The sequence below is a fragment of the Gemmatimonas sp. genome, assembly GCF_031426495.1.
GTDB lineage: Bacteria > Gemmatimonadota > Gemmatimonadetes > Gemmatimonadales > Gemmatimonadaceae > Gemmatimonas.
Genome location: NZ_JANPLK010000059.1, coordinates 116,978 through 131,531 on the forward strand (window position 1 = coordinate 116,978; position 14,554 = coordinate 131,531).

Annotated in this window: 9 protein-coding genes; 7 read left to right on the forward strand and 2 right to left on the reverse strand. The window is 66.0% G+C overall.

The window, feature by feature from the left end; genetic code table 11:
* Positions 1-166: 166 nt before the first annotated feature.
* Positions 167-5,236, reverse strand: a complete 5,070-nt coding sequence (locus RMP10_RS15260) for a sigma 54-interacting transcriptional regulator (RefSeq protein ID WP_310571054.1) — start codon at positions 5,234-5,236, stop codon at positions 167-169.
* Between the two features lie 246 nt (positions 5,237-5,482).
* On the opposite strand from RMP10_RS15260, the gene RMP10_RS15265 reads away from it, so the two are divergent.
* The 6 genes from RMP10_RS15265 to RMP10_RS15290 are packed head-to-tail and all read left to right on the forward strand — an operon-like array spanning position 5,483 to position 12,682.
* Entirely contained in the window at positions 5,483-7,270 is a 1,788-nt protein-coding gene (locus RMP10_RS15265; protein WP_310571055.1) for a GMC family oxidoreductase, read from the forward strand.
* Positions 7,270-7,965, forward strand: coding sequence for a gluconate 2-dehydrogenase subunit 3 family protein (locus RMP10_RS15270; protein ID WP_309670886.1), 696 nt, complete (start codon positions 7,270-7,272; stop codon positions 7,963-7,965). Before RMP10_RS15265 ends, RMP10_RS15270 begins: the two co-directional genes overlap by 1 nt.
* Positions 7,966-7,982: 17 nt before the next feature.
* On the forward strand, positions 7,983-9,410 hold the full coding sequence (locus tag RMP10_RS15275) for a lipopolysaccharide biosynthesis protein (protein WP_310571056.1): 1,428 nt from the start codon (positions 7,983-7,985) through the stop codon (positions 9,408-9,410).
* On the forward strand, positions 9,403-10,566 hold the full coding sequence (locus RMP10_RS15280; RefSeq protein ID WP_310571057.1) for a glycosyltransferase family 4 protein: 1,164 nt from the start codon (positions 9,403-9,405) through the stop codon (positions 10,564-10,566). The genes RMP10_RS15275 and RMP10_RS15280 overlap by 8 nt, the downstream gene beginning before the upstream one ends.
* Before the next feature lie 5 nt (positions 10,567-10,571).
* Entirely contained in the window at positions 10,572-11,465 is an 894-nt protein-coding gene (locus RMP10_RS15285) for a glycosyltransferase (RefSeq protein WP_310571058.1), read from the forward strand.
* A complete protein-coding gene (locus tag RMP10_RS15290; protein WP_310571059.1) occupies positions 11,462-12,682 on the forward strand; it encodes a glycosyltransferase in 1,221 nt (406 codons plus the stop codon). The genes RMP10_RS15285 and RMP10_RS15290 overlap by 4 nt, the downstream gene beginning before the upstream one ends.
* Here RMP10_RS15290 and RMP10_RS15295 read toward each other — a convergent pair.
* A complete protein-coding gene (locus RMP10_RS15295) occupies positions 12,671-13,510 on the reverse strand; it encodes a helix-turn-helix transcriptional regulator (protein ID WP_310571060.1) in 840 nt (279 codons plus the stop codon). The genes RMP10_RS15290 and RMP10_RS15295 overlap by 12 nt on opposite strands.
* A gap of 119 nt (positions 13,511-13,629) precedes the next feature.
* On the opposite strand from RMP10_RS15295, the gene RMP10_RS15300 reads away from it, so the two are divergent.
* Positions 13,630-14,526: an SDR family oxidoreductase gene (locus RMP10_RS15300; RefSeq protein WP_310571061.1), complete on the forward strand. Its 897-nt coding sequence runs from the start codon at positions 13,630-13,632 to the stop codon at positions 14,524-14,526.
* Positions 14,527-14,554: the final 28 nt, after the last annotated feature.

The window sequence follows — 14,554 nt, forward strand, 5'->3', positions numbered from 1 at the left end:
GCTGCGGTCGGCGGAGTAATCCCATACGTTGCAATGGATTGCGACGAGCCGGTCGGCTCTCAATGGCCGAGCTCGGCTTACGCGAATGCTGTCAAAGTGTAAAGCAATGTGTAAGGCAAAGCTGTAAGACGACGCTGTACGACCTGGTGGTTTGACACCGCGATGTTCAGTCGCCGATCAGGTCGAGTGAACGCAGACGTGCGTACAGCGTCGGTCGACTAATGTTGAGCAGGCGCGCCGCCGCCGCCCGGTTGCCATTCGTGCGCGCGAGTGCGTCGATCAACTGTTGCCGCGCGTCGGGTGCGGCCGGAATCTCGCGTGCCACGGACCACGGCGACGGACCGGTAATCTCCACCGGCAGATCGCTGGGCCTGATGACGTCGCCGCGACATTTGACGGCCGCGTGCTCGAGCGCCGCCCGCAACTCCCGCACGTTGCCCGGCCACGCGTATTCCCCGAGAAACTCCATCGCTTCGCTGCTGATCTCTATCGTGCGTTCGGCTGACCCGGAGACGCGGCGTAAGTGATCGGCCACCAGCATCGGCACATCTTCGGCGCGGGCGCGCAGCGGCGGTACCACCACCCGCACCCCCCGGATGCGATAGAGGAAATCCTCCCGCAGCGCACCCTGCGCGACCCGACTGGCGAGGTCACGGTGGGTGGCGGCGATGATGCGCAGGTCGACAGGTCGCGCACGCGTTTCGCCCAGACGAACGACCTCACGCTCCTGCAATACGCGCAGGAGCGATGCCTGTACGCCCAGCGAGATGTCGCCGATCTCGTCGAGAAAGAGCGTGCCGCCGTGCGCGGCTTCCACCAGGCCAACCTGATCGGCGATCGCGCCGGTGAAGGCGCCACGGCGATGACCGAACAGCTGGCTCGACAAAATCGACTCGGTAAGCCCCGCACAGTTCACGGCAATGAACGGTTTACGGGCACGCCGACTCGCGTGGTGAATCGCCTGCGCGACCAGCTCCTTGCCGGAGCCGGTCTCCCCCTCAACGAGGACCGTGGTATCGAAACTTGCGATGTCGCGGATCTCCTTCATCAGCACCTGCATCGGCAGGCTCGCGCCGATCAAGCCATCGAGGCGCGCCGGGAGCGTCGACGCAGGCACGTCGTACACATCGGTGACGTCGTACAGGTACAGTAGACGGCCACCGGGGCGCTGCGGGTCGTCGCGGCATTCGATCTCCACCCAATAGCGCCGACCGGTGCCCGTCGTCAGGCGCGTGGCCAGTCGCTCATCGCGCGACGGTGGTGACGCCACGAGGGCGAGTAAGGCCGCGCGATCGGCGATATCGACCTGCAGCAGGTCACGCCAGCGTCGCCCTTCGGCGCCGCCTTCGCTGAGTTCGAGAATGGACTCAGCCGTGCGAGAGGCGAAGACCACCATGCCATCAGCCGCGATGGAGAGCGCGCCGGTGCGCAGCTGATCCAATAGCCCCCGCATATCGGTGTTGGCGCGTTGCAACGCGCCGTTCACGTGACCGAGCTGCGTGTTCGCTTCGAGCAGCAACCCATTGCTTTCATCCAGGCGAGCCGTGCGCTCGCGTACCTGACCTTCGAGCCCGGCGCGCGCCTCGCGCAACGCGCTGTTGGCCGCAGCGAGTCGCAAGTGCGTGCGCACACGCGTGAGCAGCTCATCGCGGGAGACGGGCTTGGCCAGGAAATCATTGGCACCGGCGGCGAGTCCGGCCACCAGGTCCTGCACTTCATGACGCGCCGTGATCAGAATGATCGGCAGCGACTCAATCGCGAAGTCTTCGCGCAGCTGTTGGCACACGCTGAGGCCGTCGATGTCGGGAAGCATCACGTCCAGTAGCAGTAGGGCCGGCAGATCGGAGCGCTCCCGGATCGCGGCCACGGCCGATCGGCCGTCGCCGGCCGTCTCGATGCGATAGCCTTCCGGTGTCAGCAGGTTGCGCAACACGCGGAGGTTGATCGGATCATCATCGACTACAAGGATGCAGGGGCCGCTGTTCAACGCGAGTGCCGATCGCGTCGGCTCGACCGCGACTGCGTCCGCGACCGCGACCGCGTCGACGAGTGAGCGCATCGGTGGCGCTGTCCGATGATCCGGCACCTCGGCCACCGCCGTGAGATCGGCGATGGGCAGCGTGAACGAGAAGCGGGCGCCCTGTCCGGGCACTGACTCCAGCGCGAGCGTGCCGCCGTGCGCTTCGACGAGACGCCGGCAAATGGCGAGCCCGAGGCCCAGTCCCGTGCTCGTGGGCCCGATCGGCGACTGGCCATTCACATGCGGCGCCACGATTCGCGACTGCGCCTCGCTGCTGAGACCGATGCCCGTATCGATGATGCTCACCGTGATCAGCCCGTTGGCGTGCACGGCCTCCAAGCGAACGGTGCCTTGGGTGGTGAACTTGATGGCGTTGCCCACGAGATTCAGCAGGACTTGCTGCAGTCGTCCTTCGTCGGCGTGTGCGCGCGGCAAATCGGCGCTCACGTCGAGCGTGAGTGTCAGCCGCTTCGCAGCGGCGAGCGGTCGCATCAGCGCGAGCACGGTGCCGCCCACCGTCCGCACGTCGATCGCACCGCGCTGCAGCACAAGGTCGCCATGGCGGAGACGCGAGAGATCGAGAATGTCATCCACCAGCCGGGCGAGACGCTTGCCGCTGCTGGCGATCAGCGCGAGATCCTCCGACATCGTCGGCGATGTTGTGCCGTGGACGCCCGCGAACAGCGCATCAGCGAGTCCGATAATGCCGTTGAGCGGCGTGCGTAGCTCGTGCGACACATTGGTCAGGAGCTCGTCCTTCAGGCGGTCAACCGCGGACAGGCGCGCGGCGACCTCCCGTTCTCTGGCAAGGCGCGCATGCAGTGTGCGAAGGCGCGCGCGCACGGCAACCACTGTCGCACAAACGGCCAGCAGCAGTGCAAACAACCACGTGGCCGGTCGCTGATACCAGCGATACGGTACCTCGACGAGGACCGACGCCGTCTCAGCGCTGGCGACGCCCTCGGGGCTGATTGCTTGCACACGGAATGTGTACTGGCCGGGTGCAAGCTTCGGATAGCGTGCCGCACGTCGTGCACCGGCGTCCACCCACGTGTCTTCAAGACCCTCGAGGCGGTAGCGGAATCGCACCTTCGTCGGATTCGTGAACGACGGCGCCGTGTACATGAACTCGAGATCTCCCCCGCCGGCGAGGGTGCGGACCGTCGGTGATGTCCGCGACGCGAAGGACAGCGGCTCATCGTTGACACGTACCTCGGTCACTACCACCGGCAGCGCGACGGCGCTTCGCACCCGCGGATCGAAGATGGCGAGTCCTTTGATTGTAGGCACCCAGATCGTGCTGTCGCGCATCTGCCAACCGGCCCATTGAATCCAGCCTTCGGTTTCGTCGCTCGGCATGCCGTCGGCGCTGCCGAACGACTGTGGATGGAGCAGGCGCAGCGTGCCATCCGCGACCGAGTCGAGCTCCGACAATCGCAGACGCGACACTCCGCGATTGCCCGTCGTCCAGAGCGATCCGGCGCCATCGTCGATGAGACGTGAGACGAAGTCGTCGGCCAATCCGTTGGCCGTGGTGATGCGCGCAAACCGACCATCGCGACGTCGCGTGATGCCGCCGCCGTAGGTCGCGATCCAGAGCGTACCGCGGGCCTCGGCGCGTTGGTCCTCATGGACATCGCGAACCACGTCATGCCCCAATCCATCGGCCGTCGTAAAGCGCGCGATGCTGTCGCCCTGCACGCGCACAAGTGCACCGGCGGTTCCGAACCAGAGTGCGCCATCGCGGGATTGCCGGATCGAACTGACATTGCGGAGATCACGGAGGCGTCCGGCCAGCAGATCGACCGGTTTCCCGTTGCGCAGTTCGGCCACACCGCTCGTCCGACCCAACAGCAGCCGTGAATCGCGATCGCGGAAGACGGCGCGTACGGCGTTGAGGTCCGCGCTGTCGAACGCAAATGTCGTTCGGCGTTCGGTTGCGTCACCGCCGTTCTCGAAGCGCGTCACGCCAAGCAGGTGGGCTACCCAGAGTGTGCCGTCGCGGTCAGGATGCAGCGCCGACACGCCATCGAGACCGCCGATCGTGGTCAAGCGACCATCGCTCCATCGCTGCAGGCGCCAGTCGGAAATCCAGACATGGCCGGCGCGGTCCTGCACCACCGACCAGATGTCGTCCCGATACAGGCCGTCGCGCTGCGTGAGGCTGCGAACGCGAACAGGACTCCACTGAATCAAGCCCCGTCCATTGGGCGCGGCCCAGACGTTCCCCTCGCGATCGACCAGGAGCGCGCGGGTGCGGCCGTCGGGGCTGGGCGGTGCCTCAGGCCACACCGATTCGGCGACCCCACCTTTCCAGCGCACGACGCCGCGGTTGGCAGTGCCCATCCAGAGAGTGCCGTCGCGTTCTTCGGCCGCACTGGTGCCACGTAACGCCGGCTGTTCGCCGCGCACGTTCAGCGGGCGAAGCGCACCGCGCTCCCAGATGTGCGTGCCCGTCTCGCCCACGACCCAGAATCCGCCGGCCCGACGCGGAGCAAATCGGGCCACGCCGGCGCGGGCCGGGTCGGTGCCCACCGGAACAAGTCTGACCGTTGATTCGCCGAGGATGACGATGCCGGCCGACGTCGCCGCCAGCATGGTGCCGTCGGCGTCGCGCGTGAGATCGGTGACGCGCGCGCTCGGGAATCCAGCCGCCGCATCGAAGCGTCGGGTCGTGCGCCCCGCGAGATGCACAACCTGTCCGGCCATGCCCACCCACACGCTGCCATCGCGATCGCGGACGACGGCGGTGGGACGGCTTCCCCATCCGCCGGCGGGCGGCTCGAGCGCGACGAACGCACCGTCGGCAAATCGCGACAGATCGCCGGCGTCGGTGACTGTCCAGAATCCGTCGGGATCAGGGAGCAAGGCGACGATGCGATCGTTGCGCAGACCGGGCGTGTCGCGGCTGGTGCGTGTTTCGAAGCGGACACCGTCGAAGCGGGACAGTCCCGCAAATGTGGCCACCCACAGAAATCCGTCGGACGTCTGTACGATGCCGGACACGGAGTTCGCCGGCAGACCATGCTCGGAGGTCCAGACGCGTTCGCGATAGCGATCCGTCCCGATTTGCCGCGTCGACGCGGGCGACTGCGCGCGCGCATCACGCCACGCGCCTAAGAGCGCGAGCGACAGCAGCAGCGGCAAGGAACACGTGATCAATCCGCCCAACGGCGGGAACGAGCGAAGGGCGCGAGACGTGCCGTTGAGACTCACGAGGTGCCGGTGGCATGATGAACGACGTGCCGCCAGTGCGAGCGAAATACTCGGTAGGTGGGAACGCGAATATCGGAGCCTGTGGCAGACAGGTCAATTCGACGTGGGCTCTGCCGCACGGGTGGCGGAGAAGATGATGCCGCCGCCATACTTCCCGGCGAAGGCGACGAGTCGACTGTCCGCACGCTAGCTTGGCAGCGGGTGCACCGGTGCACCCCTGCATCCCGCCCGTAGAGGAGTGTGCTTGTGTCCTCCCGTTCCAAAGTTGCCCCGCAGTACGATGTCATCGTGGTCGGCTCCGGCGCCGGTGGTGGCATGGCCGCCTACCAGCTGTCGGTACAGGGGCTCAAGGTGCTGCTGCTGGAAGCGGGGCGGGACTACGACCCGGTCACCGAAACGCCCATGTTCCAGACGCCGAAAGACGCCCCCCTGCGTGGCAGCGGTAACGCGGACAAGCCGTTCGGTTTCTACGATGCCACGGTCGACGGCGGCTGGCGCGTGCCTGGCGAGCCGTTCACGACGGCACCGGGGAGCCAGTTCAGCTGGTGGCGTTCGCGCATGCTGGGCGGACGCACCAATCACTGGGGGCGTATCTCCCTGCGTATGGGCCCGTACGACTTCAAGCCCAAGTCGCGCGACGGGCTCGGTGCCGACTGGCCGATGACGTACGACACGATGGCGCCGTACTACGACAAGACGGAACTGCTCATCGGCGTGTACGGCGGTGACGACGACTTGGAGAACACGCCGCGCTCCTCACCCGGCGTATTGCAGCCGCCGCCGGCCGCGCGCTCGTATGAGCTGCTGGCCAAGCAGGCGTGTGATCCGCTCAAGATTCCCGTGATCCCCGCGCACCGCGCCGTGCTCACGCAGCGACAGGACGCGATGCGTTTGCCGGCCAGGCTGCACCCCGGCAATGCGCTGGCGCAGCGCGTGCTGCGCAAGAGCATGAACGATCGCATGGCCTGCTTCTACGCCACCGACTGTGGCCGCGGCTGCTCCATCAAGGCGAACTTCCAGAGCACCACGGTGCTGCTGCCGCCAGCGATGGCCACCGGCAACGTCACGTTGATCACCGATGCCATGGTGCGCGACGTGACGCTCGATGCGCAGGGCAAGGCGACTGGCGTGCATTACATCGACAAGCTCACGCGCGCTGATCAGCACGTGACGGCGAAGGTCGTCGTGCTGGCCGCCAGTGCCTGCGAAACGTCGCGCATCATGTTGAATTCCAAGAGCACGATGTTCCCGAACGGCATCGCCAACAGCAGCGGCGTGGTCGGCAAGTATCTCATGGACACCGTGGGCGCCGGACTGTCGGCCCAGATCCCAAGGCTCGAAAGCTTGCCGCCGGTGAATGAAGACGGCACGGCCGGCATTCACATGTACATGCCGTGGTGGAAGTACGGCGACCAGAAGGCCGGCAAGATGTCGTTCGCGCGCGGGTACCACATCGAATTCGGCGGCGGTCGCGGCATGCCCGGTCCCGGCATCTTCGGTGGCCTCGAAAGTTTCACGCAGGGTGCGTACGGCAAGAAGTTCAAGGAAGAAGCGCGTCGCTACTACGGCTCGTTCATGTACTTCGACGGCCGTGGCGAGATGATTCCGAACGAAGACTCGTATTGCGAGATCGATCCCGTCGCGGTCGACCAGTGGGGCATTCCGGTACTGCGTTTCCACTGGAAGTGGTCGGAGCATGAAATTCAGCAGGCGGCGCACATGCACGCCACGTTCGCCGAGATCATCGGCAAGATGGGCGGCACGGTGCAGGGCACGGTGCAGACCGACGGCAACAAGGCGATCGCGGCCGGTGGGTCGATCATCCACGAAGTCGGGACGGTGCGCATGGGCAGCGATCCGAAAACGTCGGTGCTCAACGAGTTCGGTCAGTCGTGGGATGTGAAGAATCTGTACGTCACCGACGGAGCGACGTTCGTGTCGAACGCCGACAAAAACCCCACGCTGTCAATCCTCGCGCTCGCGTGGCGCAGCTGCGACCATCTCGTGGAAGAACTGAAGCGGGGGAATCTCTGATGAGCGACGACGTGAACGACGAAACGCCGGTTGTGCACGGCATCGCGCGGCGCGATGCGCTGAAGGCGATGGCCGCGGCGGCCATGGTACCCATGCTGCCCACGCCGTCGTCGGCCACACCGGCCGCACCCGTGCCGCGCACACCGCTGCCGATGCTCGACGACGCGCAACAAGCCAAGCGCAAAGGCCCGCGCGGCACGCCCAGTGATCCCGTGCTGCAGGTGGCCAAGGCCGACTGGCCCATGCGCCTGCAGCTGCGCGAACTGGCCACACTCACCGCGCTGTGCGACATGATCATCCCGGCCGATGGCAAGAGCCCGGCGGCGTCGACGGTCGGCGCGCCAGCGTACATCAACGAATGGGCCAGCCGTCCCGGCGGCGACGCATCGCTCGTGCGCGTGCGCGGCGGGCTGGCGTGGCTCGATCGTGAATCGAACACGCGCTTCGGCAAGCGATTCCATCTCGCCACCAACGCCCAGCGCACCGCGATCTGCGACGACATCTGCTACCTGCCGAAGGCCAAACCGGAGCATCAGTTCGCCGCGCAGTTCTTCGACACGATTCGAGACCAGACGGCGACGGCGTTCTACACCACACCGCAGGGCTGGAAAGACCTCGGCTACATCGGCAACGTGGCGATCCCGAAATTCGAAGGACCGAACGCGGAGATTCGTCGGAAAATCGGGCTGGAGTGAGTGCGCGACGCAGGCGCGTGATCCGTTCGACCGCGGCAGCCTTTACGTCGCAGTTCGGAAGCTTCACCATCAGTCTCGGGGTCACCGTCACGCTTGCACGCCTGCTGGCCCCAAGTGATTTTGGGATCTACGGCGTCGCCTTCGCGATCACCGGATTTCTGGACTTCGCCCGACAGGGCGGACTGGTCGTGCCGGTAATCCAGAGCGAGTCGCTCACGTCCGCGCAGCTGAACACCCTCGTGTGGTTCAATGCGGCGCTGGGGCTGCTCCTCACGCTGGCGCTGCTCGCGGTCGCGCCGCTCGCCGGCCATCTCTACGGTGAGCCGCAATTGGCCGCCGTCATCAGTGCGCTCGCGATCGGCTTCCTGGTGGGCGGCCTGTCCGCCCAGCACGCCGCCCTGCTCAAACGCGAGCTGCGGTTCGCTGCGCTTGCCACGTGCGAGATCAGCGCTCTCCTGGCGGCTGGTGCGCTCGCCATCGCCGCCGCGCGTAGCGGCGCCGGCGTGTGGGCGCTCGTGGTGTTTCAGCTGGTGCGCGAAGTCGTGCTGTCAACGCTGGTGGTGGTGGTGTCGCGCGTGCGCGTGCGGTGGCCCGACCGACACGTCACTCTCGCACCGCTGTTGCGCTTCGGCGGCGTGATGATGGCCTTCGAACTGCTCGGCTATCTGAATTTTCGTGCCGATAATCTCATCGTCGGCTTGGCCCTCGGTCCCGCCGCTCTCGGCTTCTACAGCAAGGCCTACGAGTTTCTGCTACTGCCGGTGAATCAGATCGGCACGCCGCTGGCTGGCGTCGCGCACGCCACGCTCAGTCGACTGCAGCGTGACCCCGAGCCGTACCGCCTTTTTCTGCGGAAAGCGCTCTTGGTCTCGACGGGCCTCGTGCTGCCGGCCACCGTGTTTCTGTGGTGGAACGCAACTGCCGTCGTGGAATACGTGCTCGGGCCTCAGTGGAGACCCACCGTCGACATCGCGCGCGCGCTTGCCCCGGCGGCCGCCTGCATGAGTGTGACGACGGCGATGGGCTGGATCTTCCTCTCGCTCGGTCGCGCGAGGCGCCAGCTGTGGTGGGCCGCAGGCACGACGATGCTCACCATCGTGTCGTTCACGCTCGGACTGTCCGGCGGCGCCGTCGGCGTGGCGTACGCCTTCAGTATCAGCCGTGTGTTGCTGCTCGTGCCGACGCTGATGTTCACCTGCCATGGCACCTTTGTGCGGTGGAGCTCCTTACTCGCCACGGCGGCGCGACCGTTGGCGGCGAGCGGCCTCGCGGTACTGACGTCGGTCTGGTTGGATCGGCAGTATGCGATGTCGCCCTGGACGCTGCCGCGCAACGCCATCGTGTTCGCCCTCGTGTACGCCGCCGGTTGGTGTCTCACCCGAGGTGGTCGCCGCGAGCTGCGTGAATATTGGCCGACCGCTCAACCGCTTGTGCCGCATGCGTAGTCGGCGCCTCAAACTCGGGGTCATCACCGACGAGTTCTTCGACGCGTCACTCGGTCGCCTCGGTGGGTTTGGATGGGCGGCACGCCAGGTTGGCGAGATCTTCAATGGAGATCCGGCGCTCGGCGTCGACGTCGTGTATGTGGCCGGTGAACATCTGGCCGATAACACACGCACCGAGGCCATGGTACATGGCTCGCGCGTGATACTTCGACGTCCGACTCGGCTCGCGAACATGGCGGCCATGCAGCGTGAGCGTTTCGACCTCATGCTCACGATCGACTACAACCACGGCTACAGCGTGTACCTGCGCTCGTTGCCGCGCACGCCGGTCATCGTGTGGGTGCGTGATCCGCGCACGCCAGCGGACGCCGCGCGGATCAACGCCGTGCGGCTCCCCGACGCGCCGACAGAACCGCCGCAAGGGTTGATGAGTCACGACGGTCGATCGCTGGCCCGCATTGCACGAGAGTCGACGCTGTTGCGGCGGAAGCTGCTGCTCGCCACCCCGACGCCCTTGCTGGTCACGAAACTCTCGGGCGCGTACGGATTCGAGCCGTGGGACTTTCATCTCCTGCCCAATCCGCTGCGCTTCGACCCGGTGGTGCGCGTGAAGAGCGAACGCCCCACGGTGGTATTCCTTGCCCGTCTCGATCCGTACAAACGCCCGTGGATCTTCAGTGCGCTCGCCACGCGCTTCCCTGACGTTGACTTCCAGTTTCTCGGTCAGTCGCACTTCAGCGGTGCGGGGGCCTTTTCGCTGCGTGATCTTCCGCCCAACGTGCGGCTGCTCGGTCATGTCGGTGAAGCGGAGAAGCAGCGCCTGCTGTCGGCAGCATGGGTGGCGATCAACACGTCGGTGCACGAGGGGTTAGCGGTGAGCTTTCTCGAGGCGCTGGCCTGCGAAACGCCGCTGCTGAGTTGCGTCGACACCGGATTCACCGTGTCGCGATACGGCATTTTCACCGGACGGTTCGATGGATCAGGGATGGAGTCACTCGATGCCTTCACCGCTGGTCTGCAACAGTTGCTCGACCATGCGGAACTGCGCGCAGAGCTGGGCCGACGTGGCCGAGAGTGGGTTCGCGCCACCCATACCGTCGACACGTTTCTCGCACACTTCGAAAGGCTGGCCGTGCACGCGGGGGCCCGCCGGTGACGCTCGTGTCGATTGTCATCCCCACGCGCAACCGTCGGCAGCTCTTGCCCGAAACGATAGCGACCGTACTCGAGCAGAACCGAACGGACTGGGAGTTGATCATCGTGGACGATGGCTCCATCGACGAGACACCGACGTACCTGCGGTCTGTTGACGATCCGCGTTGCCGTTCCATCCGGCTCGCCGTCTCAGCGGGATCATCCGGCGCCAAAAACGCTGGGTTGGCGCTCGCTCGTGGCGAGTTCTGCATGTTCCTCGATGATGATGATCTGTTGCGCGGCAATGCGCTCGACCTGTTGTGCGCGGCGCTGCGGGCGACGCCGGCGGCCTTGGCGGCGAGTGGCGCGTGCCGCCTGTTTCACGAAGATGGCAACTCGTCGCGCGTGTACCGACCCGCCCGCCCCTCGGTGCGCAGCATATGGCGCGAGGTGTTGTTTGGATGGTGGTCGAATTCGGGTCAGAATCTGTTTCGTACCAGCGTCGTGCGCGAGATCGGCGGATTCGACGTAGATCTGCGCGCCACGCAGGACCGCCAACTGTGGCTCGATGTGTCGCGACGTGGGTTGGTGTGTCTCGTCCCCGATGTGGTGCTGGAATACCGTCAGCACCCCAATCAAATGCCCAAGGGCGCCGACATCGAGGCCGAACGCCAGTTCATCTTCGACCGCTTTGTGGAGTCGCTCCCGGTTAGCCAGCAGGTGGAAGGGCGACGGATCCGTCGCGCCGCGACGCTCGTGACTCAAGCCGAGCAGGCGCGCGCGCGTGGCGACTTTGCGGTGGCGACCACGCGACAGCTGCAGGCCCTCGGGACCGCGCCGCAGCTGCTGTCATCACCGCTGCTCGCGCGTCCGCTCTGGTGGACGCTGAAGAAGAGTGTGCTGCACCGGGCCGTCCCGTGAGAATCGCCTTTTTGATCGGCCAGTTTCCAGCGCTCTCCGAGACGTTCATCCTCGATCAGATCACGACCCTCATCGATCGTGGTCATACGGTGCGGATCTTTTCTGAGCGACGTGGTACCGACGCTCGCGTACACTCGGCCGTCGAAGAGTACGGACTGCTGGCGCTCACGCGCTACGAGCAGCTGCCAGTCAGCATCTGGAGCCGTTTTTCGGCGCTGTGGAGGCTGTGGTCGGGTACGCGCTCGCACTGGCGCGCGCTGGATGTGCTGCGCCATGGTCGTGACGCGGCCTCGCTCAGACTGCTCTGGGCGGCGCAATGGATGGGCGATGACGCGACCTTCGATGTGATCCAGTGCCACTTCGGCGCGCTTGGCCGCAAGGCGGTGCAGCTCAGAGCAATCGGCGCGTTGTCGGGGCCCATCGCAACCGCGCTGCACGGCGAGGACATCATCAACTATCCGAAGCGGTTTGCCGACACGCACTACGATGCGTTGTTCGAGAGTGGCGATCTGTTTCTGCCGATCAGTGCGCGCTGGAACGACACCTTGGCCGCGCTTGGCTGTCCGATAGACCGCCTGGTCGTGCATCGCATGGGTGTCGATCTCGAGGAGTTTCAACCGCGCGGTACTGATCCCGAGCCGGTGCGTATCCTGCGATTGCTGTTGGTGGCTCGACTGGTCGAGAAAAAGGGTATCGAGGATGCCATTCGCGCCGTGTCGCAGCTCCAGTGCGAGTATGAGTTCGTGATCGCGGGTGATGGACCGCTTCGCGTGTCGTTGGAAGCGCTGGCTGCTGAACTCTCGTCAAACGGCGCGATCCGCTTTATCGGAGCGCGGCACCGTCACGAGGTGCGGGCGTTGATGCAATCGTCTCACGTGTTCCTATCACCCAGCCGAACAGCGGCCGATGGCGACATCGAAGGCGTCCCGGTCGCGATAATGGAAGCGATGGCCAGCGCGCTCCCCGTCGTAAGCACGCGACATAGCGGCATTCCGGAGTTGGTGCAGGACGACGTGTCGGGATATTTGGTCGACGAGGGCGACGTACACGCGCTCACCGATCGCGTGTCTCGGCTGGCGGCTGACACAGCGCTACGTGCGCGCATGGGCCGCGCCGGGCGTCGCATCGTCGCCAACGATTGGGATATCCGCGTGCTCACCGGGCGGTTGGAGTCGCTCTATCGCACGCTCCGGAGATCCGCGCGGTCAGCGCCGTAGCGACGCGATGGCGTGTTCGTCGTCGGCCGAGCAGGGTGTGAACACCACCATGCTCAGGCCATCGGCACCATCGACCGCGAACGTCGAGTATTCGAGCGCGATTGGGCCGGCGATCGGATGCACGAAACGCTTCAGCCCCGTCCAGCTGCTGCGCACGTCGTTCTCCGCCCAGAGGCGGCGAAAGTCGGCGCTCGTCGTCAGCAGCTCGCGGGCAATCGGCACCGCGTCCGGAATCTGGCCGGCGCGAGTCGCATCGAGGCGAAAGGCCGCCAGCGCGAAGCGCGCGTCGGATTCCCAGCCATCCCAACGCGGCTGGTCCGCCGGCTCACTGAACAGCCGACGCAGCACGTTGCGTTCACTGACCGGTAGCAACTCGTAATCGGTGAGCACAGTGGCGGCAGCGGCGTTCCACGCCACGATATCCCACGTGGGCGTCTTTACGATCGCCGGACTCGCGCGCATCGCCTCCAGCACGCGCTGGACGGCGGAGGACACCGTCGGCGCCTCGTACCGATCAGCGGTACTCGCGCGTGGCGGCGGACGGTGACGCGCCAGCAAGAAGAGCAATTCGCGCGCGGCCGCGTCGAGTTCGAGCGCATGTGCCAGACGTTCGAGCACCTCGTCCGACGGTGGGCCGCCGCGTCCCTGCTCGAGCCAGGTGTACCACGTCACGCTCACGCCGGCTCGCGTGGCAACCTCTTCGCGCCGCAATCCCGGCGTGCGGCGCCGTCGTGCGGTCGGACTTGCGGCTGGCATCACCCGCCCACGGCGGTCGCGCAGAAACGCACCGAGCGATGTGGCCGGATCCAATAAGCTGTTAGCCGTCATACCCGTATACGCTCCCGGCTTTGCCGGATCCGTGCGACACACGATTGTGCGCGCACATCGCGAACCATGCCACGCTGCTCAACGTCAGGCGATGTCACCCATAGCGGGAGTAAGTATACATGCGGGTCTTCGTTACCGGGGCCAACGGCTTCATCGGCAGTGCCATTGTTCGCGAACTCACGAGTGCGGGCCACGACGTACTTGGCCTTGCGCGCAGCGAGGCATCCGCGCGCGCCGTCGAGCACCTCGGCGCCGCGGTTCATCGCGGCGACGTGACCGATCTCGCGAGTCTCGCCGCCGGCGCGCAGGCCTGCGACGGTGTCATTCACACCGCCTTCAATCACGACTGGTCCATTGGGCGCGATGTAGCCGCGCAGGACGATCGGCGCGCCGTTGACGCGATCGTGAGCGCGCTCGAAGGAACAGGCAAAGCGTTTGTCTCCACGTCGGCCACCACCGTCCTGGCCGGTCCGCGCACGGGTACCGAGCACGACATGCCCACGCCGGGCGCGGCGGCGGCGCTGCGAGCACCGTCCGAGCATGCCGTGCTCGAGGCGGCCAGTCGTGGTGTGCGCTCAAGTGTCGTTCGGCTGCCCCCGTCGGTGCACGGAACCGGTGACCATGGTTTCGTGCCGATTCTGATCGACGTCGCACGTCGCGCGGGATTTGCTGCCTATGTAGACGACGGCACGAACCAATGGCCCGCGGTGCATCGCGCCGATGTGGCGCGCCTATTCCGGCTCGCGCTCGACGGTGCGGCCGCCGGTTCGCGCTGGCACGGCGTTGGCGAGGAGGGCGTCGAAATGCGGGAGATTGCCCGCGCGATCGGCGACGGACTCGGTGTGCCAGTGCGAAGCCTTCCCGCGAGAGACGCTGAAGCGCATTTCGGGTGGTTTGCCGGCTTCGCCGCGATTCACAACCCCACGTCGAGTGTGCACACACGGTCGTCGCTGTCTTGGATGCCCCACGGACCTGGGCTGGTGGAAGATATCGGGAGCGGGGGATACTTCGCGTGACCTGAGTGGCGGCGCAGTCGAGCGCCGC